General features: G+C 58.5%; 21 protein-coding genes. 5 read left to right on the top strand and 16 right to left on the bottom strand.

Annotated features, from left to right (window positions below; translation table 11 throughout):
• Window positions 1-2 precede the first annotated feature (2 nt).
• From thiL to ACYQ6M_RS10545, 14 genes are all read right to left on the bottom strand, one after another.
• A complete protein-coding gene (thiL, locus tag ACYQ6M_RS10610; RefSeq protein WP_209168970.1) occupies window positions 3-1,001 on the bottom strand; it encodes a thiamine-phosphate kinase in 999 nt (332 codons plus the stop codon).
• Window positions 1,002-1,003: 2 nt separating this feature from the next.
• Entirely contained in the window at window positions 1,004-1,525 is a 522-nt protein-coding gene (nusB, locus tag ACYQ6M_RS10605; protein WP_023003810.1) for a transcription antitermination factor NusB, read from the bottom strand.
• Window positions 1,526-1,530: 5 nt separating this feature from the next.
• Window positions 1,531-1,980: a 6,7-dimethyl-8-ribityllumazine synthase gene (gene ribH, locus ACYQ6M_RS10600; RefSeq protein ID WP_023003809.1), complete on the bottom strand. Its 450-nt coding sequence runs from the start codon at window positions 1,978-1,980 to the stop codon at window positions 1,531-1,533.
• A gap of 157 nt (window positions 1,981-2,137) precedes the next feature.
• Window positions 2,138-2,749 carry a riboflavin synthase gene (locus tag ACYQ6M_RS10595; RefSeq protein WP_370199253.1) on the bottom strand — a complete coding sequence of 204 codons (612 nt, stop codon included), beginning with the start codon at window positions 2,747-2,749 and terminating at the stop codon, window positions 2,138-2,140.
• Window position 2,750: 1 nt separating this feature from the next.
• Complete coding sequence (gene ribD, locus ACYQ6M_RS10590) at window positions 2,751-3,875, bottom strand: bifunctional diaminohydroxyphosphoribosylaminopyrimidine deaminase/5-amino-6-(5-phosphoribosylamino)uracil reductase RibD (RefSeq protein WP_460073698.1); 1,125 nt, start codon at window positions 3,873-3,875, stop codon at window positions 2,751-2,753.
• Between the two features lie 20 nt (window positions 3,876-3,895).
• Entirely contained in the window at window positions 3,896-4,372 is a 477-nt protein-coding gene (gene nrdR, locus ACYQ6M_RS10585) for a transcriptional regulator NrdR (protein WP_023003806.1), read from the bottom strand.
• A 28-nt stretch (window positions 4,373-4,400) separates the two neighbouring features.
• Window positions 4,401-5,711, bottom strand: a complete 1,311-nt coding sequence (gene glyA, locus ACYQ6M_RS10580) for a serine hydroxymethyltransferase (protein ID WP_031270645.1) — start codon at window positions 5,709-5,711, stop codon at window positions 4,401-4,403.
• A gap of 407 nt (window positions 5,712-6,118) precedes the next feature.
• Window positions 6,119-6,346 carry a DUF6898 family protein gene (locus ACYQ6M_RS10575; protein ID WP_460073696.1) on the bottom strand — a complete coding sequence of 76 codons (228 nt, stop codon included), beginning with the start codon at window positions 6,344-6,346 and terminating at the stop codon, window positions 6,119-6,121.
• Between the two features lie 128 nt (window positions 6,347-6,474).
• On the bottom strand, window positions 6,475-7,779 hold the full coding sequence (locus tag ACYQ6M_RS10570) for a L,D-transpeptidase family protein (RefSeq protein ID WP_023003803.1): 1,305 nt from the start codon (window positions 7,777-7,779) through the stop codon (window positions 6,475-6,477).
• 359 nt (window positions 7,780-8,138) lie between these two features.
• The gene (ldtR, locus tag ACYQ6M_RS10565; protein ID WP_023003802.1) at window positions 8,139-8,654 is read right to left on the bottom strand and encodes a transcriptional regulator LdtR; all 516 of its coding nucleotides are present in this window, start codon (window positions 8,652-8,654) and stop codon (window positions 8,139-8,141) included.
• A gap of 154 nt (window positions 8,655-8,808) precedes the next feature.
• Window positions 8,809-9,699: a 3-hydroxyisobutyrate dehydrogenase gene (gene mmsB, locus ACYQ6M_RS10560; protein WP_460073693.1), complete on the bottom strand. Its 891-nt coding sequence runs from the start codon at window positions 9,697-9,699 to the stop codon at window positions 8,809-8,811.
• A gap of 100 nt (window positions 9,700-9,799) precedes the next feature.
• The gene (locus tag ACYQ6M_RS10555; protein WP_023003800.1) at window positions 9,800-10,219 is read right to left on the bottom strand and encodes a DUF6163 family protein; all 420 of its coding nucleotides are present in this window, start codon (window positions 10,217-10,219) and stop codon (window positions 9,800-9,802) included.
• A 23-nt stretch (window positions 10,220-10,242) separates the two neighbouring features.
• On the bottom strand, window positions 10,243-11,280 hold the full coding sequence (locus ACYQ6M_RS10550; RefSeq protein WP_460073690.1) for an enoyl-CoA hydratase/isomerase family protein: 1,038 nt from the start codon (window positions 11,278-11,280) through the stop codon (window positions 10,243-10,245).
• A gap of 53 nt (window positions 11,281-11,333) precedes the next feature.
• Window positions 11,334-12,473 carry an isobutyryl-CoA dehydrogenase gene (locus ACYQ6M_RS10545; protein WP_168687167.1) on the bottom strand — a complete coding sequence of 380 codons (1,140 nt, stop codon included), beginning with the start codon at window positions 12,471-12,473 and terminating at the stop codon, window positions 11,334-11,336.
• 274 nt (window positions 12,474-12,747) lie between these two features.
• Between ACYQ6M_RS10545 and hemB the strand changes: the two genes are divergently transcribed.
• The 3 genes from hemB to ACYQ6M_RS10530 all read left to right on the top strand — a co-directional run bounded on the left by hemB (window position 12,748) and on the right by ACYQ6M_RS10530 (window position 15,770).
• Window positions 12,748-13,743, top strand: coding sequence for a porphobilinogen synthase (gene hemB, locus ACYQ6M_RS10540; RefSeq protein ID WP_460073688.1), 996 nt, complete (start codon window positions 12,748-12,750; stop codon window positions 13,741-13,743).
• Window positions 13,740-14,990 carry a threonine ammonia-lyase gene (locus ACYQ6M_RS10535; protein WP_460073686.1) on the top strand — a complete coding sequence of 417 codons (1,251 nt, stop codon included), beginning with the start codon at window positions 13,740-13,742 and terminating at the stop codon, window positions 14,988-14,990. Before hemB ends, ACYQ6M_RS10535 begins: the two co-directional genes overlap by 4 nt.
• A 273-nt stretch (window positions 14,991-15,263) precedes the next feature.
• A complete protein-coding gene (locus tag ACYQ6M_RS10530) occupies window positions 15,264-15,770 on the top strand; it encodes an RDD family protein (protein WP_460073684.1) in 507 nt (168 codons plus the stop codon).
• A gap of 2 nt (window positions 15,771-15,772) precedes the next feature.
• Here ACYQ6M_RS10530 and ACYQ6M_RS10525 read toward each other — a convergent pair whose 3' ends face one another.
• Entirely contained in the window at window positions 15,773-16,258 is a 486-nt protein-coding gene (locus ACYQ6M_RS10525) for a TspO/MBR family protein (protein WP_460073682.1), read from the bottom strand.
• 199 nt (window positions 16,259-16,457) lie between these two features.
• On the opposite strand from ACYQ6M_RS10525, the gene ACYQ6M_RS10520 reads away from it, so the two are divergent.
• The gene (locus tag ACYQ6M_RS10520; protein ID WP_023003793.1) at window positions 16,458-18,290 is read left to right on the top strand and encodes an SLC13 family permease; all 1,833 of its coding nucleotides are present in this window, start codon (window positions 16,458-16,460) and stop codon (window positions 18,288-18,290) included.
• A 45-nt stretch (window positions 18,291-18,335) separates the two neighbouring features.
• A complete protein-coding gene (locus ACYQ6M_RS10515; RefSeq protein ID WP_023014479.1) occupies window positions 18,336-19,118 on the top strand; it encodes an arginyltransferase in 783 nt (260 codons plus the stop codon).
• A 256-nt stretch (window positions 19,119-19,374) separates the two neighbouring features.
• Here the strand turns inward: ACYQ6M_RS10515 and ACYQ6M_RS10510 are convergent, their stop codons facing one another.
• Entirely contained in the window at window positions 19,375-20,034 is a 660-nt protein-coding gene (locus ACYQ6M_RS10510; protein ID WP_023003791.1) for a uracil-DNA glycosylase, read from the bottom strand.
• Window positions 20,035-20,041 lie beyond the last annotated feature (7 nt).

The following is a 20,041-nucleotide window of genomic DNA, read 5'->3' as shown; positions in this document are numbered from 1 at the left end:
AGCTAAAAGTGACTGAAGCCCGCAAAGCGACCGTAGTCGACAGGTTGCCCGGCTTCCTCAAGCCGAATTCGGCCCTCACCTGCCCGGGCATGACCGATTTGCGTAACGGGACAGCCGGCAAGATGAGCAACCCGGCAGAAGGTACCAGAAACGTCTTCCGGCACCGACATCAGGATTTCGTAATCGTCGCCACCGTTCAGGCAACGGGCAAAGTCTTCTGGTGACTTGATCTTGAGATGGGCGAGCGCCTGTGAAAGCGGCACCTGATCCAGGTCGATCGTGAGGTCCAACGCCGAAGCGCTGGCCATATGCGCGCAGTCGGCGAACAGGCCATCTGACACGTCCATGGCAGCCGAAGCATAATCGGTCACCGCCCCGGCAAGCCTCGTGCGCGGCCTCGGCAGCAGGTAACGGTCGAGAATATGGGCTTCTTCGCTCTCTGTCAGATCATGATCGCGGCAGAAGTCGGGATTGAGGCGCGCCTGAAGACCGGCAGCGGCGTCACCAATGGTTCCAGTAACAAACAGAAGATCGCCCGGTCGTGCCCCGGACCGCCGAACTGCGCTGCCGGTTTCAACCTCGCCAATTGCCGTGATCGACACCTGCAGACCATTGCCGGAACGAACCGTGTCACCGCCCAGAAGATGGAAATCATAGGCCGCCTGGTCAGCCGCCAGGCCGTTGCAGAACCGCTCAAGCCAGTCGACCGTCCAGTCGGACGGCAACGACAGCCCCATCAGATAGCCGCGTGGACGTGCGCCCTTCGCCGCAAGGTCCGAGAGGTTGACCCTCAGTGCCTTGGCGGCAATCGCTTCCGGTGCATCTTCAGCAAAGAAATGAATATCGGCCGCCAGCACGTCCTTGGTCAGAACGAGGTCATGGCCTTCCCGCGGTGTCAGCACCGCGGCATCGTCGGTCAGACCGAGACTGCCCGGGTCTTTTGCCAAAGGGGCAAAGAAACGCCGGATCAGCTCGAATTCGCCTGGCCGGTCAGCGCCCATGATCAGGAGGCGCCGTCCGTTTTCTTTTCCTCGAGTTCGCCGCTGCGCAGTTCATGCGCAAGACGGTCGAGCACGCCGTTGACAAGGCCGGGCTCATCATCATCGAAAAAGGCCTTGGTAACGTCGATATACTCGGAAATGATCACCTTGGCCGGAACATCCTTGCGGCGCAAAAGCTCGTAGGAGCCGGAGCGGAGGATAGCCCGCAGCAGGCTGTCGATACGCTTCAGGGGCCAGTCTTCGGCCAACGCGGTGTGAATGTAGGGATCCAGAAACTTCTGGTCCTCCACAACGCCGGCAAGGATCTGCTTGAACCATTGTTCGTCGGCTTCGCGGTACTGCGCACCGTCGATTTCCTTGCCGAGGCGAAAGGCAGTGAATTCGCTGACGACACTGGTCAGCGGCGCACCGCCGACGTCCATCTGATAAAGGGCCTGAACAGCAGCAAGGCGAGCCACGCCGCGTTTGTTTGCAGGGCGCACAGTTTTTCCAGCCGGTTTTTCCGGGTCGGCCTTTCCGGTCATTCTTCTTATACTCCAAGCCGCTCGCGCAGGGCGATCATGTCGAGGGCAGCACGGGCAGCCGCGCCGCCTTTGTCCTTGTCGTCCACCTTCGCGCGGGCCCATGCCTGCTCACCGTTTTCAACGGTCAGGATACCATTTCCGACAGCCAGATCCGCATCGACGATCAAATCCATGATCACCCGGTTCGATTCATTGGCAACAATATCGTAGTGGGTGGTCTCGCCGCGAATGACGACACCCAGCAGAACGAAGCCGTCGTACAGTTCGCCGTCGTTTTCCATTGCGGTCAGAGCCATGGACAGGGCAGCCGGAATTTCCAGGACGCCCGGTACAGCGATCCGGTCATAGCTTGCGCCGGCAGCCTCAATGGTCTTGATCGCGCCTTCTGCGAGAGCATCGGCCAGATCTTCGTAGAAACGGGCTTCGATGATCAGAAGTTTCGGTGCAGCGCTCATGGGTTTTCGTTCCTATGTAAGGCCGCGACAGGAACCACGTCTGCCCCGGTTTGTCCAGTCTCATTCGTAAAGGACCACGATATCCCGGTGACGAGTTCGTCCCGTGGTTAAGGCGGTAAATGATATTAGCTCTTTTCGAAGGTGTTGGGACCGTCCCCTACCCGGTCTTGGAGAATTCCGCAAGACGGGCGGCGTAGCGGGCCATCATATCCACTTCCAGGTTGATCTTGTCACCGACCTGCCGATCGGACCAGGTCGTGACTTCGAGCGTATGCGGGATCAGGAAGACGGAGAAGAGCAACCCGTCGACCTCGTTCACCGTCAGGGACGTGCCATCGAGCGCAACCGAACCCTTCTTGGCAATGAAGGGGGCGGCTTCCGCCGGTGCTTCGAACTGGAAATAGACCGAATCCGGATGGTCTTCACGCTTTGTCACCGTTGCAAGTCCATCGACATGGCCAAGCACCAGGTGCCCGCCCAGCTCCGCACCCATCGTCAGCGAGCGTTCCAGATTGAGTTTCTGCCCCACTTTCCAGGATGCGACGTTGGTCAGAGCCAGGGTTTCGGCGGCCGATTCCACTTCAAACCAGTTGCCATTGGATCCGTTGTCCTTGGCTGTCACCGTGTGGCAGACGCCAGAACAGGAAATCGAAGCCCCGATGTCAAAGTCATTCGTATCGTAGGCGGTGCGGATCCGCGTCCGCATTCCGGCAGGGATCTTGTCGATAGCGAGGATCTCGCCGAGGTCGGTCACAATTCCGGTGAACATGTCAGGCTCCGCGCCGTCTGAGATAAACAAAACTGTCCGGACCGAAACGGCCCGCATCGACCCGCTCGAATTTGGGGTCTTTGAGAACATCTGCAAGGTCAAGACCGTGCAGAGCAGGTATGCCACCTTCGCCGATTACGATATCCCCGGTAACGACACAAAGATCATCCACCAGGTCCGCCGCCAGGAATGACGACGCCAGACGGGAACCGCCTTCAACCATCACCCGCGTTATGCCGCGTGTTGCCAGCGCACTCAGGATGACAGAGGGCTTGATGCCGGTTTCTTCAGCGGGCACCCGGATGACATTGACGCCAGCAGCCGCCAGGTCCGCCAGCTTGTCAGCATCCGCCGCATTGCCACACACAAGCCAGACAGGCACGTCGACGCAGGTTTGCACCAGTTTGGAAGTCAATGGCAGCCGGGCACACCGGTCGATGATGACCCGCACAGGAGAGCGATCAGCGAGGCCCGGAAGTCTGCAGGTCAGTTGCGGGTCATCGGCAAGCGCTGTGCCTGAACCGACCAGGATGGCGTCGCATTCGGCGCGAAACCCATGGACCTTGCGCATCGACAAGGCACCGGAGATCTTGACCTGACCTTCGCCTGCCCGGCCGATAAATCCATCCCTGGAAACAGCCAGCTTCAGGAAAACCACCGGACGCTGTTTCAGTTGCCTGTAGGTGAACCCTCGGTACAGCGCATGCATGGCCTTTTCGCGCACACCCACTTCCACCTCGATGCCCGCATCGCGCAGCATGGCGACACCACGGCCAGCGACACGCGGGTTCGGGTCCAGCATACCGACGACCACGCGTTTCACGCCTGCCTCGATCAGAGCCTTGGCGCAAGGCGGGGTTCGGCCGTAGTGAGAACATGGCTCCAGGGTGACGTAACAGGTCGCCCCTTTCGCCCTGTCCCCCGCCTGGTTCAAGGCGTTGACTTCCGCATGCGCCATGCCGGGACGGGACGTGACGCCTCTGCCCACGAGAACAGCGACACCTGCGTCGAAACGAACGATGAGCGCAGCCACGGAAGGATTGGGCCACACACGGCCGAGACCACGACGGGCAAGGCGTTCGGCGGCCGCCATGAAACGGGCATCAAGATTGGCAAGCTCGGACATCAAGAACCGGATACTGCAGGTCAGGAGTTTTTGAGCGGCTGTCCGTCCGGATCGCTCAGCTCATCCAGAAGGGCTTCGAAATCCTTTGCCTCGCGGAAGTTCTTGTAAACGGAGGCAAAGCGGACATAGGCAACGTCATCGATGCCCTTCAGGCCTTCCATGACGTGGTTGCCGATGGTTTCCGCGGTGATTTCGGTTTCGCCTGAACTTTCGAGCTGGCGAACGATGCCGGAGACCATGCGTTCGATCTTGTCAGGATCCACGGGACGCTTGCGCACCGCGATCTGCACGGACCGCATCAGTTTTTCCCTGTCGAAGGGAACGCGGCGCCCGGAGCGTTTGAGCACCAGGAGTTCGCGCAGCTGCACGCGCTCGAAGGTGGTGAACCGGCCGCCGCAGGTATTGCAGATCCTGCGGCGGCGGATGGCTGTATTGTCCTCGGTTGGGCGGGAATCCTTGACCTGGGTTTCCTCACCCCCGCAAAACGGACATCTCATGTCTTAAAGCTCCTGAGCGAGCCCGCGATTAGCCCCCGTAGATCGGGAACCGGGCCGTCAGTGCTTCTACCTTGGCTTTGACCGCCGCTTCAACTGCCGCGTTGCCCTCTTCACTGTTTGCGGCCTTCAAACCGTCCAACACTTCCGTGATCAGCAGACCGACTTCGCGGAATTCCGCAACACCGAAGCCGCGTGTGGTCGCTGCCGGGGTGCCGAGACGAACGCCAGACGTGACAAACGGCTTTTCCGGGTCGAACGGGATACCGTTCTTGTTGCAGGTGATGTTGGCCCGGCCGAGAGATTTTTCAGCCACCTTGCCGGTGGCGTTCTTCGGACGCAGGTCCACCAGCATCAGGTGGTTGTCGGTGCCGCCGGAAACGATATCCAGACCCTGTTCCTTCAGGACTTCAGCCAGAACCTTGGCGTTTTCCTGAACGGCGCGGGCATAAGCCTTGAATTCCGGCTGCAGTGCTTCCTTGAAGGCAACGGCCTTGGCAGCAATCACATGCATCAGCGGGCCACCCTGAAGACCCGGGAAGACGGCCGAATTGATCTTCTTGGCGATCGCTTCGTCGTTGCTCAGGATCATGCCGCCGCGCGGACCGCGCAGGGACTTGTGGGTGGTGGTGGTGACGACGTGGGCGTGCGGAACCGGCGACGGGTGGACCCCACCTGCAACCAGACCGGCGATATGCGCCATGTCGACCATGAGATAGGCACCAATGCTGTCGGCGATTTCACGGAAACGCTTCCAGTCCCAAATGCGGGAATAGGCGGTGCCGCCGGCCAGGATCAGCTTGGGCTTGTGTTCGTTGGCAAGGCGCTCGACCTCATCCATGTCGAGAAGATGGTCGTCCTCACGCACGCCATAGGAGACGACGTTGAACCACTTGCCGGACATGTTGACCGGGGAACCGTGGGTCAGGTGACCACCGGAGTTGAGATCCAGGCCCATGAAGGTGTCGCCAGGCTGCAGAAGAGCCAGGAACACTGCCTGGTTCATCTGGCTGCCGGAGTTCGGCTGAACGTTGGCAAACTGGCAGCCGAACAGTTCCTTCGCGCGCTCGATTGCCAGCGTTTCGGCAATGTCGGCGAACTCACAACCGCCATAGTAGCGCTTGCCCGGATAACCTTCGGCATATTTGTTGGTGAAGATCGAGCCCTGTGCTTCCAGCACTGCGCGGGAAACGATGTTTTCCGAAGCAATCAGCTCGATTTCATGCTGCTGACGGCCGAGTTCCTTGCCGATCGTGTCGAAGATATCCGGATCGGCTTCAGCAAGGCTGCGGGTGAAGAAACCGGACTGCAGGGACTGATCGGAGCTTTCCATCAAAGACATAGCGCCATCCTTGTGTTCTTTTGATAGATCAGGAGCATCGGCGGCCAATGTCCGGAAGGACGCGTTCGACCGTCATGCCTGTGTGAGGCGAGGAATTAACACACCCCCCGACCAGAACCAAGGGGCATACCGACGCGTCCAGTTTGGAAAACGACACAGCTGCCAAATCTTGAACGAAACAAGTTTTCGCAACCTTGGGCCAAATCTAAACTGACAACCCAACAAGTTACACTTGCAACAGATCCGACCGTCAGCGCCGATCATTTGACCGGCACCAAAACAATACCCGGACACAATTCAAATCTGCTCTCGCAAACCGATCTGGTGCGCCGTTCTTCTCAAAACGATTTAAATTTCTTGTTGTTTTATCGAAACCTGTTGCGGAAGCAGAGACTTAAGACAAACCATCAATAAAGGGTCGGGTCAGGTCTGTTCTGCGCAGCCAAGCCTTCCTGTTCAAGGCGGCGGCGAAGTTTTCGAACGGCAATCCGCTTCAGATCTTCCTGAGCTGCAGAAGCTGGCCCGAAGACCGACACTTCAAAACCGGTCGTCGCGTCAATGGCAGTGACCTTGACCTGCTGACCGATCGGCCGAAACTCAAGATAAATTTCACCAGGCCGCTCTTCGCGACTCATTGCCGTTCTCCTGATCCAGCACCCCGTTGTCGAACAAGCATGCGAATGGAGCTAGAATCCATGAAACGCCGGCCTGATCAAGGCCGACGTTTCTGGACAGGAAACAATTGTTTGACGCTTGGCGACACCTACAGGCGTGCTTGCTCACCCGTTCCGTAGAGATCGTCGCGGTCGTAGATATCATCGCGGAAATGCACCACACCGTCGGCATTTGCCCAGGCGGTGATGTAGGTGAGATAAAGCGGAATCTGCGATTTCAGTTTCACGTCTTCACGATCACCGGTGCGGATGACACCATCGACGCGCCCCCGATCCCAGTCAGGAGTTGTCGACTGCAACAGCCAGGTCACCAGCTCTCGCACATTCTGTACGCGCACGCAGCCCGAAGAATGGAACCGGTTGGCTTCACCAAACAGGGTCTTGGACGGCGTATCGTGCAGATAGACCTGGTGTTTGTTGTGGAAGTTGATGCGCACCGACCCGAGCGAGTTTTCCGAGCCCGGATCCTGGGTGAAGCGATACTGGGTCGCCTCATCCGTGTTCCAGTCGATCTGTTGCCAGTTCAGCTCGTTGTTGCTCCAGTCGAAGATGCGGATATTGTTCTTCGCAAGATACTGCGGATCCTCTTTCATCTTGGGGATCAGGTCCTTGCGGATGATAGACTTCGGCACCGTCCAGTACGGATTGAAGTTCAACTCGTAGATCTTGCTGTTGAGGATCGGCGTCTGGCGGTCGATCTTGCCCACAACGGCCGTGTGGCGCGAACGGACCATGCCGTTTTCAACCGCCTCGATCTCTGCTGCCGGAATGTTGACCATCACGTAGCGGTCGCCCAGGAAACCGGACATGGACCGCATACGGATCATGTTGGTTTCGAGCTGGCGCAGACGTACGTCGGCCGAAATGTTCAGCGCAGTCACGGTGCCGTCGCCCATCACACCGTCCGGAATAAGACCGTGACGAAGTTGAAAACGGCGCAGACCTGCATCCACGTAAGAATCGAAGGTGTCGGAGAGGCCGGCCTGCTGTTCAAGATCGCCGGAAACGATCAAGCGGCGGCGAAGTTCCACGACGCGCGGATCCTTGGCACCAATGCGAAGCGCCTTGCCGCCAGCAGACACCGTTCCCCAGCCACCGGCCTGGACAATGCGCTGATAACGATCGATCGCTGCCGCGATATAGTCGGCCGTCTGCGGCGACAACGTCGGAGCAGAGGATTTCACTTCCGTGATGTGATCCGTTGCGATGTCAAAGTTATCCGCCCATTCAACCTGCTGGTTCTGTGCGAATGTCATCGGGGCCGTCTGTGCCTGCGCACCAGTTGCGATCATGACTGGAGTTACCACGCCCAGCATCATCATGCTCTTGAGCGTTTTTCCAGCAGTCCACTTCCAGTGACGCTTTATCCCGAACGGTCCGGATAAAAGGTTCATCGCCGACCCCATGTTGCAGCGCCATTCGGCGCAAATGTTCTTCAAATACGCGGGGTTCAGACCAACAAAACAGGCCACCCCGGCGGTTCCTGCTCCCAGTCCTAACGGAAGGGAGTTAACAAATCGCTTGATTTTTTAACCATCTCGGATTCAGGAGCACTGCACAAAGCCATTCCAATGTGACCACAAGATGTCAACTTTGCCGCAGCAGTTAAAACTGCCTGCACCATAGCTTTGTTTCTCCGCCGTTCGAGAATTCTGGCTGTGCAAATTTGCGTGAGGTCGGCAACTTGAGGCTGAAAAACAGAAAGCACCGCCCAATGGGCGGTGCCTTGTCATCTGAATGTTCCGCGAATGTCTTACAGGCGGTAAAGGATCTGGTCGGTCCAGAACCGCTCCAGACGGCGCAGGGACTTGTTCAGTGCCACAAAGTCCTGCGGACCGATTTCGCCGACCTGTTCCACGGACAGCATGTGACGCTCGTAAAGATCGTTCACGATCTTGGCCACTTCCCGTCCCTTTTCCGTCAGGCTGACACGGACAGACCGGCGGTCCATACGCGAACGCTGATGGTGGATGTAACCAGTCTCGACCAGCTTCTTCAGGTTGTAGGAGACATTCGACCCCAGGTAGTAACCGCGTGTCCGCAGTTCACCGGCGGTCAGTTCGCTGTCGCCGATGTTGAACAGCAGCAGTGCCTGCACGCTGTTTACGTCGGACCGGCCCATGCGGTCGAATTCGTCCTTGATGACGTCGAGCAGACGCCGATGCAGTCGCTCAACGAGCGTAAGAGCCTCTAGGTAAAGCGGCTTGATCTCAAGCTCTTCCCCTTCACTCTGTGCAACAGCGTCGACTGCCCTACTTGCGGTGATCATGTGATTGCGCCTCTTTTAGTACCTGTCGTTGGACGGATATTTTTCCCGCCTTGTTTCGCAATCTAACCGAGCGATTCTAAAATCCGCTTAAGAGACACGCTGAATCATCCGTTAACTTCCAAGGGGCGTTTTAGACTTCCCTTTAACAAGTTGTTTACGATGTTCCGCGGAGGAACTTCACAATCCCTGAGAAATCCTGGGTTTCGCCACCCGAGTTACAGAAGAGAGAGTAGAGCGCCGCCGCTTCCGCGCCCAACGGCGTTGCCGCGCCTGCCGAATTTGCTGCTTCCTGAGCAAGTTTCAGATCCTTGAGCATCATCGCGGCTGCAAACCCAGGTTGATAATCCCGGTTCGCCGGAGACGACGGCAGCGGTCCCGGCACCGGGCAGTAGGATGTCAGGGACCAGCACTGACCGGACGCCGTCGAGGAGATATCAAACAACTTCTGCTTGTCCAGACCCAGCTTCTCGGCGAGCACGAATGCCTCCGACACGGCAATCATGGAAATGCCGAGGATCATGTTGTTGCAGATCTTCGCCGCCTGACCGGTTCCGGCGTCGCCTGCATGCACGATGGTCTTGCCCATGATGTCGAGATAGGTTTTCGCCGCTTCGAATGCCTCGGCGGATCCACCGACCATGAAGGTCAGCGTTCCACCCGCTGCGCCGGCAACACCACCGGAGACCGGTGCGTCGACCATTTTCATGCCTCTTGCCTCTGCCGCAGCGCTGACCGCACGGGCACTGTCGACGTCGATCGTCGAGGAATCGATCATGAGAGTGCCGGGCTTGGCGTTGTCGAGAATGCCGCCCTCGCCTTCATAGATCTGGCGGACATGCTTTCCGGCGGGCAGCATGGTGACGATCACGTCGGCAGCAGCAGCCAGGTCGGCGACACTAGCTGCCTTTTCACCACCCTCCGCTTCGTGTGCCACCATGGCCGCATCGGACAGATCAAATCCGAGTACCTTGTGCCCTGCCTTGACGAGATTGATCGCCATCGGTCCGCCCATGTTGCCAAGACCGATAAATCCGATAGTGCTCATGATGGTTTCCTCCCAAAGAGATTTCATGTTGATTTTGAATCTGTTGGCTGGCCGTCTTGAACTGCCGTTCCAGGCACTTCAAAAACTGATTCAACCGCCGTCAGCCGGCATTGGCCTTGTTTTCCCTGTCCATTAGGAAGGCCAGTCCGGCATAAATTGCGATTGTCAGCAGGTAGAAGGCGATTTCATATGGCCGGCGGCCGTAGAGATCGGAAAAGGCTGTGTGCATGACGATCTGGCAGAAGCAACGGAAAATCCACATCACCGTGCCCCAGGACACGGTCAGCCAGAGGCCGGTCGCGGCCACCAGATCCAGGACGGCAAAAAAGACGATGGCTCCCTGCAGCGCCACGGGCATGTCCCAGAACCACAATCCACGCCATTCGACGATGCCGATAATGCGCGCCCAGTAGATGACGCCGCCGCCGATGAGAATGATCGCAATGCCGCGCAGATACCAGATCAGCAGCGTGCTCCAGGGTGGGCGGGAATCGATCAGGTCCTGAAAGCTGGTAATCATGTGCTGTCCGGGTCAGGTTGAGCTCAGCTGAGCGGCAGATCTCCGTCAGCAGGTTCCTCGAAATACGACGCCAGCTCGGCGCTGTCCACTTGGCCAAACTGGGCAGGCGACCATTTTGGCGCCTGATCCTTGTCGACCAGCACAGCACGAATGCCTTCGTAGAACTCCGTCCCCTGCAGAATGCGCGAGACGATGCGATATTCAAGCTTCATGCATTCATTGAAGGAAAGCTTGCGGCCTCGCTTCATTTGCTCGAAAGCAACCAGAACGCTTGTCGGTGATTTTTGCCGGATGGCAGCCGCGGCCTTCCCCGCAAATTCGTTCTGCGAAGCATCCAGACGCGACAGAATGTCTTCCACCGATGCAGCCGAAAAGATCTCGTCGATTACGTCGAGATTTTCGCAGACGGGCCCCTTCTCCGGCGTCATCAGATACGGCGCAAGCACTGCGCCGATATCGTCTGCTGTTTCAAGGTCCTGTTCCAGGTCAGCAAGGCTTTCTTCCGAAACCGCGTGGGTCAGAACGCCGGTAGCCAGAGCATCGCCCTGTTTCAGCCTGCCGGAGCTAAGTGCACAGTAGACGCCGCTGTTCCTGGGCATGCGCGGCAGGAAGAATGTCCCGCCGACATCCGGAAAGAAGCCAATTCCGGTTTCAGGCATCGCAAACAACGTCTTTTCCGTGCCGATGCGATAGCTGCCATGAACCGACACCCCGACACCGCCGCCCATGACAATCCCGTTGACGAGAGCGACGTATGGCTTCGGATAGGCCTTGATCTGTGCATTGAGCATGTACTCGTCACGGAAGAAGGCGCTCAGGCCGTCTGTCTGCCCGCTCATTCGGGCATCATAGATGCTGCGAATGTCGCCACCTGCGCAGAACGCCTTGTCGCCAGCACCCGTAACGACGATGTGTGCGATTTCCGGATCTTCCGCCCAGCGCGACAATTGCTCGGCCATTGCCAGGACCATTGCGTGGTTGATCGCGTTCAGTGCCTTCGGCCGGTTCAAGATTACAAACCCGGCCTTGCCGCGCTTCTGGAAAAGAATCTCGTCGCTCACTGGCGCCTCGCAAAAAGAAGAGTCGTTTCAACGGAATGGGACGGAAAACTCGATCAGTCCTTCAGCAGCTGCCGTGCAATGATCAGCCGCATGATCTCGTTGGTGCCTTCCAGGATCTGATGCACCCGCACATCGCGGAAATAACGCTCGATAGGATAGTCGCGCAGATAGCCGTAGCCGCCGTGAAGCTGCAGTGCTTCGTTGACCACTTTGAAGCCGGTGTCGGTAGCAAGCCGCTTGGCCATGGCCGCAAGCTTGGTGGCGTCATGCGATTTCGCATCCACCGCCGAAGCGGCCTTGTGCAAGAGCAGCCGGGCTGCTTCCAATTCGGTTGCCATATCCGCCAGGCGGAACTGAAGTGCCTGGAAGTCGGCAATCGGTCGACCAAACTGCTTGCGTTCCTGCACATAGGCCAGGGCGTGATCGAGACAGGCCTGTGCAGCCCCCATCGAGCAGGCGCCGATGTTGAGCCGACCGCCATCGAGCGCCGCCATCGCGATCTTGAAGCCCTGCCCTTCCGATCCGATCAGATTTGACTTCGGCACCCGGCAATCCTGAAAATTGACCTGGGCCGTCGGTTGGCTCTTCCAGCCGAGCTTCACCTCGTTGGCACCGAAGCTGAGACCGGGCGTCCCTTTTTCGACCAGAAGACAGGAAACGCCGGAAGGTCCCTCACCACCTGTGCGGACCATTACAGCATACAGATCGCTTACGCCGCCGCCGGAGATGAATGCCTTGGAGCCGTTGAGGACATAATGGTCACCATCATCCTTGGCGCTGGTACGCAGGCTCGCTGCATCCGAACCCGAGCCCGGTTCGGTGAGACAGTAGCTGGTGAGCAGGTCCATGGTGCAGAGCCTGGGCAGATACTTCTGACGCAGGTCCTCCGAGCCATATGTGTCGATGATCCAGGCGACCATGTTGTGAATGGATATATAGGCCGCCGTCGACGTGCAGCCCTTGGACAGTTCCTCGAAGATCAGCGTTGCATCCAGCCGGGTGAGCGCGGAACCGCCGACATCTTCCTTCACGTAGATGCCACCGAACCCAAGCTCGGCTGCCTTGCGCAGGGTGGGAATCGGGAAGTGGCTTTCCTCGTCCCATTCCTTGGCAAATGGCGCCAGTTCATCACGCGAGAAACTTGCCGCCATGTCCTGAAAGGCGCGCTGATCTTCGTTCAATGAAAAGTCCACGGGTCATCCTCCCTCAAGCGGTGGCGGCGCACTTCCTCCTCCGGAAAGGTTTGCGCCCTGTCTTCGCGGCAGCACTAAAGCACATTTGACGCGAACGTCAAACAATCTCTTTTTCTTTATTAAATTCAGTTATTTTACAGAATGTTGGATTGCGTCAATCTGCGTGATAGATTGGCGGCTCACTTCGATCAGAATACGCTTTCCAACATCTCCTAGCGAACAGTCAGGGCCGATGCCGTCAAAATCTCCCCTCCCGCCGATAACCTCCGACCATATGGACACACTGCTGGCCGGCACGCGCATGCGCCGCAACCGCCAGAGCGACTGGTCGCGCCGCCTGGTGCGCGAAAACAATTTCACGGTCGATGACCTGATCTGGCCGATTTTCCTGGTGGACGGCGAGAATATCCGTCAGTCCGTTCCGTCCATGCCGGATGTTGTGCGCCTGTCCGTGGATGAAGCCGTCCGCGACGCCGAGAAGGCGGCGAAGTTGAACATTCCGGCACTTGCACTGTTTCCCTACACCGATCCCGGTCTTCGCGATGAAACAGGTTCCGAGGCTCTCAATCCTGAAAACCTGACCTGTCGCGCCTTGCGCGCCATCAAGGCGGAAGGCCTGAACCTGGGCCTGATGACGGACGTCGCCCTTGATCCCTACACCAGCCACGGTCATGACGGATTGATGGAAGGCGAGACGATCCTGAACGACGAGACCGTGGATCAGCTCTGCCGGCAGGCCCTGGTGCAGGCGGAAGCCGGATCAGACGTGATCGCCCCGTCCGACATGATGGATGGACGTATCGGCGCCATTCGACAGGCACTCGATTCTCAAGGTCATCGCGGAACCCAGATCATGGCCTATTCGGCGAAATACGCCTCCGCCTTCTATGGTCCGTTCCGCGACGCCGTCGGCTCATCGGGGACCCTGGTTGGCGACAAGCGCACTTACCAGATGGATCCGGCCAATACGGACGAAGCCCTGCGGGAAGCCGAACTGGACATTGCTGAAGGCGCCGACATGGTGATGGTCAAGCCAGGCATGCCCTACCTCGACATTGTCCGGCGGATAAAGGACGAGTTCCAGGTGCCGACCTACGCGTATCAGGTGTCAGGCGAATACGCGATGATCAAGGCCGCGGCCGGAAATGGCTGGCTGGACGGTGACAAGGCGATGCTGGAAAGTCTGCTCGCCTTCAAGCGCGCCGGCGCCGACGGCATCCTGACCTACTTCGCACCGAAGGTGGCCGAAATGCTGGCAGCCGGGAAATGACCTCCGCCGGGGCCACCACCGCTGACAACGTCACATTCGACAAGGTTCAGGAAGCGGCTGCACTTTTGAAGGGCGCCGTAATCGAGACCCCGTGCCTGCCCGCTCCGCGGCTTTCGCAGCTCACAGGGGCGGATGTCTTTGTAAAATACGAAAACATGCAGGTCACCGGCGCCTTCAAGGAACGTGGTGCACTGGTGAAGCTCTCCAGCCTGACGGCGGATGAAAAGAAGCGCGGCGTGATTGCGGTTTCGGCCGGCAACCATGCCCAGGGCGTTGCCTATCATGCCGGACGGCTTGGCATACCGGCAACCATTGTCATGCCGGTTCTGACGCCATTCGTGAAGATCTCCGCGACCCGCAACCATGGTGCAGAGGTGGTCCTGGCGGGAAACACGCTGGCCGAGGCGAAGGAAGAAGCCGACAGACTGGCCGAACAGAACAATCTTGTCTGGGTGCATCCCTATGACGATGCCCATGTCATTCACGGCCAGGGCACGATCGGCATCGAGATGCTGGCACAGCAGCCGGATCTCGATGTGCTCGTCGTGCCGATCGGCGGCGGCGGCCTTATCGCCGGCATCGCCACGTCGGCGAAGGCTCTCAAGCCTTCCGTCGAAGTGATTGGCGTTGAAACGACGCTTTACCCCGGCATGTGGGGCGCCTTCTATGGCAAGGACGTGCGCTGCGAAGGCGCGACCATTGCAGAAGGTATCGCTGTGCGCGACATCGGTGTCCTTACGACCGAAGTCGTCAAAAGGGTCGTCGATGACATCCTGCTTGTTTCGGAAAGCAGCATCGAGCGGGCGATCAACGCCTATCTGACCTTGCAACGGACCATTGCGGAAGGCGCAGGCGCCGCCGGTCTCGCGGCCTTGCTGACCGAACCCGAGCGATTTGCCGGTAAGAGGGTTGGGCTGGTTCTTTGCGGCGGCAATATCGATCCGAGACTGCTCTCCAAGATCGTGGTTCGTGAACTTGCACGCGATGGCAAACTGGTCTCGATCCGGATCGACACGCCGGACCGCCCCGGCGTTCTGGGTGAAATCGCAACCGTGATCGGTGACATGCAGGGCAACGTGGTCGACGTTGAACACCATCGCCTGTTCCTCAATGTTCCCGCGAAAGGGGCAACGCTGGACGTCACCTTCGAGGCCTTTGACCGCCCGCATGGCGAGCGTATCGTCGCCGCTCTGCGCGAACGTGCCTTCGTGGTGCGTTACCTGGAAATCGGCGAGCGGATGGACTGAAGGGCTGCCACCTCAGTCCTTCATTACACGGCTATTGATGCGGACATTCCACACACCGACCTCATCTTGAGGAGGACCGGAGGACCGTCTCGAAGGATGGGCTCCTTGCTCCGGAGTATGCCGCCCATCCTTCGAGACAGCGCTCCGCGCTTCCTCAGGATGAGGGGTTGGCGTGGATTACCCGCGGAACGGTTCGGCTTCACCCGGCAAATGATTTGCGAAACCCGCTTCAAATCACCACATGTTGATCATCCAACCCAAGGGAGCCGAACCATGTCAGCTGAAACCACCTCCGATTATGCCCGTCAGGACGTTTTCGATCCTGTGAGCAATCCGGAGCTGTTTTCCGGCGTGCGCAGCCGGCGCATCTTTGCCTTCTTCATCGATCTGATCGTGATCACGTTGTTCACCTTCGGTGCCGGCATCGTGGTGTTCTTCCTGGGTGTCTTTACGCTGGGTCTCGGCTTCCTGCTTTACGGCATCCTGCCGACGGCGGTTGCGCTGCTCTATGTCGCCTTCACCCTTGGTGGCCCGCAGGCGTCAACCCTGGGCATGCGTGCGACGGGACTGGAAATGCGCCTCTGGTATGGCGCAAAGCCCTACCCGCTTCTGGCAGCCGTCCATGTCATCCTGTTCTGGTTTTCGGTCTCTTTGCTGACGCCGCTTGTTTTGCTGGTGTCACTGTTTTCCGACCGTAAACGCCTGCTGCACGACCTCGTACTGGGAACGGTAGTGATCAACTCGGCCTCCCATCAAGGCTATGTGCGCGGTCAGGCGTAAGGTCAGTTCAAGAGAGCCAGCGACAGGTTCAATATTCCGGCAAAGCAGGTCCAGAGCGCATAGGGAATGAAAAGCTGCGCGGACAAACGATCGGTTTGCCAGCTTCCACCGATAAAGTTCAGGATCAGGTAGAGCATCGCCGCGATCACGGCAAAAGCCGTCCACATGAAGTGGAGCGTGAAAAAGAGTGGCGACCAGATCCAGTTGAGAACCATCTGCCCGTACCAGATTTTCATCACGCGGCTATCGGGTGCCCGAAGGAATGTCCGCCAGCCGGCAATCGCTATCAGTATGTAAAGAATGGTCCAGGCAGGCGCGAACACCCAGTTGGGTGGATTGAACGGCGGCTTCTGCAAGGCCTCGTACCAGGCGCCTGGGGTGTTCAAAACGCCGATCGTGATGCCGACACCCAAGACAACTGCCAGAAACAAGACCAGCGAGAGCAGGTCTTTCGGGAACGAAGGCGAAATTGGGTTCTCTGATTTCATGACTTCTTCAACGCGGATCGCCAGTCCGGGTTCCCATTAATCGGATCAAATCGCGGTAACGGCACATGAACTTTGACAGTGTCATTGCCTCAAAGGAATATATCAACGGCAATATTATCTTAAGGCTCTTCCATTGCCGGGACCGCCTGCTTTAAAGTGCAGGTTCGTGAAATTGGCCAAGGTGGCTTTGGGCAGGTGAATGGACTCAGTTGATATTGCAATGGCGCTGACCTTCGTGGTGATCGCGTCCACTGTCGTCCTGTACGCCGTCGAGCGGTACGCGATTGAAACAATAGCTCTCGGGTCCGTTTCCGCCTTCATTGTCATCTTTTCGGTATTTCCGGTCGAGAGACCGGACGGTTCGCTTATCACCACCGGCGACTTTCTGTCCGGCTTCTCAAACCCGGCGCTGATAACAGTCATCTGTCTCCTGATCATCGGTCAGGGACTGTTCCAGACCGACGCGCTGGAAGCACCCGCAAAGGCGATCGTCAAGATGACGCGCGGACGGTCACTGCGGGCTGCGATCCCTGTTCTCCTGACTGTCGCGGCGCTCAGCGCTTTCTTGAACAACACCCCTGTTGTGGTGATGTTTCTGCCGATCCTGACTGCTGTTGCCGCCACGGTCGGCCAATCGCCGGCCCGTGTGCTGATGCCCCTGTCTTTCCTCGCGATCCTTGGCGGCATGACGACGTTGATCGGCTCGTCGACCAACCTGCTGGTAGCAAATTTCGCGGCGCAAAGTTCCGATCTCAAACTGACCTTTTTCAGCTTCACGCCAATCGGACTGATCATCGCCGGTGTCGGCTCGATCTATGTGCTGTTCATCATGCCGAAGCTGCTTCCGGTGCGCAAAACCATGGCGGAAGAGTTCCAGAGCTCCTCCGGCAAGCAGTTCATCGCCCAGATCGAAATCACCTATGGTCATCCGCTGGTGGGCGTGGAATCCGTATCCGGCATGTTCCCGCAATTGAAGGACATGACGGTGAGACTGGTTCAGCGAGGCCAGAAGCCAATCCTTCCCCCGTTTGAAAACGTGGTGCTCTCTCCCGGCGATACGGTGATCGTGGCGGCGACGCGTGCAGCCCTTGCCAATGCTCTGGCTCGCCGGCAGCCGCTGATGGAAGCTGATTCAGATACCAGCAACTCCGGCCGCGAGGCTCAGGCACCTGCCGGCACGATCAGCCTGGCGGAAGTGGTGGTGGCCCCCGCGTCCCGGCTGATGGGACGCACCTTGCCCCAGTCGGGCTTTTACACCGACACCGGCTGTCTGGTGATGGGCATCCAGCGCCGCAGCCGCATGCCGCGCATGGCGATGAACGACATTCGCCTGGAAGCGGGTGACGTGCTTCTGGTGGCCGGCAGCGAAGAGGCGATCGCGCGCCTGCGCGGTAATCGCGACGTGCTGCTGCTGGACTGGTCGATGGCCGAAGTACCGCGCAAACGCTATGCGCCACGGGCGCTTGTCATCTTCGCTCTTGTTGTCGCGCTGGCTGCCAGCGGCCTTGTTCCCATTGTCACCACCGCCGTGGCCGGGACCTTCGCCATGATTGTATCGGGATGTCTCAACATCCGCCAGGCCATGCGCGCCATCGACAGCCGCATCTTCATGCTGGTGGGCGCCTCACTTGCGGCTGCCGTTGCACTGGAGGGAACCGGCGGTGCGAATGCGATTGCTACCGGACTGGTTCATTTGCTCGCCGGGGCATCACCGACCGTGATGCTGTCGGCCCTGTTCTTCATCGTGATGATCCTGACGAACTTCCTGTCGAACAACGCGGCGGCTGTCCTGTTCACACCGATTGCGATCAATCTGGCAAATCAGATCGGTGCGAGCCCCGAAGCCTTCGTCGTCTGCCTGATTATTGCGGCCAACTCGTCGTTTGCGACGCCGATCGGCTATCAGACCAACCTGATCGTGATGGGTCCGGGTCACTACAAGTTCAACGACTTTGTGCGGGCTGGCACACCGCTTGCGCTCATTTTATGGTTGACCTTCTCTCTGGTCGCGCCATGGTATTACGGACTATAGGACCGGGAATAGAGAACAAATCTAAAGGTTTCGCGGGACAAAACGGTGACACGGCACCCCACAGATCATCCGCAGTTCTACCTTACGGCGCCAGCGCCCTGCCCATATCTTGAGGGAAAACAAGAGCGCAAGGTCTTTACCCATCTTGTCGGCCATGGCGCTCCCGCCCTCAACGAGGTGCTGACGCAGGGCGGTTTCCGGCGCAGTCAGAATATCGCCTACCGCCCGGCCTGCGAACGGTGCCAGGCCTGCATCTCGGTTCGCGTCCGTGTCGACGATTTCAAGTGGAGCAAGTCGTTCAAGCGGGTCTGGAAATCCGGATCGGACATCGTCGGCGCCCGTCTGCCGCCCAGCCCGTCTGCCGAACAATACGATCTCTTCCGCGATTATCTTCAGGCCCGACACGAGAACGGCGGCATGACGGAAATGAGTGTCCTCGACTACGCAATGATGGTCGAAGACACACATGTCGAAACGATTGTCCTGGAGTATCGCCAACGCGGTCCGAACAGCTTCATCACCGGGGCCGGCGAAGGCCCGTTGTTGGGCGTTGCCCTTTCCGACCAGCTCTCGGACGGGCTGTCGATGGTCTATTCCTTCTACGACCCCGACTACACCAAGACCCCGCTCGGCACCTATATGATCCTGGATCACATAGAGCGGGCCCGGAAAATGAACCTGCCCTACGTTTATCTTGGCTATTGGGTCAACGGCTCCCAGAAGATGGCCTACAAGGCCCGCTTCAAACCGCAGGAACATCTTGGCCCCAACGGGTGGCTCGTTGTCGACGCTGAGGCCTATCAAACGGAACCGCACTCAGAGGAATGACCGTGTGGAAGGCGGCGCACCCCTGCCCTCTCCTCTAAATTGCGGCAGCTCCCACCCCAACACCTCATCCTGAGGAAGCGCGTCAGCGCTGTCTCGAAGGATGGGCGACACACTCTTGAGCAAGTGGCCCATCCTTCGAGACGGACCTGACGGTCCTCCTCAGGATGAGGTTGGAAGGGGGTGCTGCGCTCGGGAAACGGCTGATAATTTTATCGACATCACCGAACTGCGACGAGAGCATAAAACCGTCGTGTTCCTAAGGTATAAACGAGCGGATCTGCCTGAAGACCGAATGGAACATTTCCTCGGTGAGGCGGCCTGTGTTGGTGTTGTAGCGAGAGCAGTGATAACTGTCGAAAAGCGTCAGTCCCGTTCCGGGAAGCTCATGCCGAGCGCCGTGGGCAAAGGCGAAAGATGCCCGACGCTGATCCAGGGCCGACAGAAAAGTTTCATGCGCGATCCGGCCGAGAGCAAGCACAGCCTTGATCGACGGATTGGCATCCAGCGTCGACAAAAGATACGGGCGGCAGGTCTTGATTTCCGCGCCGGTTGGCTTGTTCTGCGGCGGCAGGCAGCGCACTGCGTTGGTGATCATCGCATCCTTCAACTGCAGACCGTCGTCCGGCCGGGCCTTATAGGTCCCTTCGGCAAAACCGAATTCGATCATGGTCTGGTAGAGGAGATCTCCCGCATAGTCCCCTGTAAAGGGGCGGCCCGTGCAGTTCGCCCCTTTCATGCCCGGCGCCAGGCCGATGATCAGAAGACGCGGCGCGTCGGCTCCGAATGACGGAACCGGCGCGTTGTGCCAGTCGGGATAGGCAGCTTTCAGCTCTTCACGCAGGGCAACAAGGCGGGGACAGGCCGGACAATCTGATGGGGGATCGACTGGCCCATGGTCTGCAATATAGTCGGACATTGCCCGA

The sequence above is a fragment of the Roseibium sp. ROS1 genome, assembly GCF_054658215.1.
The sequence above is the reverse complement of the archived record's forward strand: the minus strand, read 5'-3'. Positions and strand labels throughout refer to the sequence as shown.

Coding starts and splice junctions, on each gene's coding strand:
- nusB (WP_023003810.1), bottom strand. CDS start 1,525: ATGACCGGAAAGGCCGACCCGGAAAAACCGGCTGGAAAAACTGTGCGC.
- ACYQ6M_RS10555 (WP_023003800.1), bottom strand. CDS start 10,219: ATGATTACCAGCTTTCAGGACCTGATCGATTCCCGCCCACCCTGGAGC.
- ACYQ6M_RS10530 (WP_460073684.1), top strand. CDS start 15,264: ATGTCAGCTGAAACCACCTCCGATTATGCCCGTCAGGACGTTTTCGAT.
- ACYQ6M_RS10510 (WP_023003791.1), bottom strand. CDS start 20,034: ATGTCCGACTATATTGCAGACCATGGGCCAGTCGATCCCCCATCAGAT.
- ACYQ6M_RS10525 (WP_460073682.1), bottom strand. CDS start 16,258: ATGAAATCAGAGAACCCAATTTCGCCTTCGTTCCCGAAAGACCTGCTC.
- ACYQ6M_RS10575 (WP_460073696.1), bottom strand. CDS start 6,346: ATGAGTCGCGAAGAGCGGCCTGGTGAAATTTATCTTGAGTTTCGGCCG.
- ACYQ6M_RS10520 (WP_023003793.1), top strand. CDS start 16,458: ATGGACTCAGTTGATATTGCAATGGCGCTGACCTTCGTGGTGATCGCG.
- glyA (WP_031270645.1), bottom strand. CDS start 5,711: ATGTCTTTGATGGAAAGCTCCGATCAGTCCCTGCAGTCCGGTTTCTTC.
- ribD (WP_460073698.1), bottom strand. CDS start 3,875: ATGTCCGAGCTTGCCAATCTTGATGCCCGTTTCATGGCGGCCGCCGAA.
- mmsB (WP_460073693.1), bottom strand. CDS start 9,699: ATGAGCACTATCGGATTTATCGGTCTTGGCAACATGGGCGGACCGATG.
- thiL (WP_209168970.1), bottom strand. CDS start 1,001: ATGGGCGCTGACCGGCCAGGCGAATTCGAGCTGATCCGGCGTTTCTTT.
- ldtR (WP_023003802.1), bottom strand. CDS start 8,654: ATGATCACCGCAAGTAGGGCAGTCGACGCTGTTGCACAGAGTGAAGGG.
- nrdR (WP_023003806.1), bottom strand. CDS start 4,372: ATGAGATGTCCGTTTTGCGGGGGTGAGGAAACCCAGGTCAAGGATTCC.
- ACYQ6M_RS10570 (WP_023003803.1), bottom strand. CDS start 7,779: ATGAACCTTTTATCCGGACCGTTCGGGATAAAGCGTCACTGGAAGTGG.
- ACYQ6M_RS10535 (WP_460073686.1), top strand. CDS start 13,740: ATGACCTCCGCCGGGGCCACCACCGCTGACAACGTCACATTCGACAAG.
- ACYQ6M_RS10595 (WP_370199253.1), bottom strand. CDS start 2,749: ATGTTCACCGGAATTGTGACCGACCTCGGCGAGATCCTCGCTATCGAC.
- hemB (WP_460073688.1), top strand. CDS start 12,748: ATGGACACACTGCTGGCCGGCACGCGCATGCGCCGCAACCGCCAGAGC.
- ribH (WP_023003809.1), bottom strand. CDS start 1,980: ATGAGCGCTGCACCGAAACTTCTGATCATCGAAGCCCGTTTCTACGAA.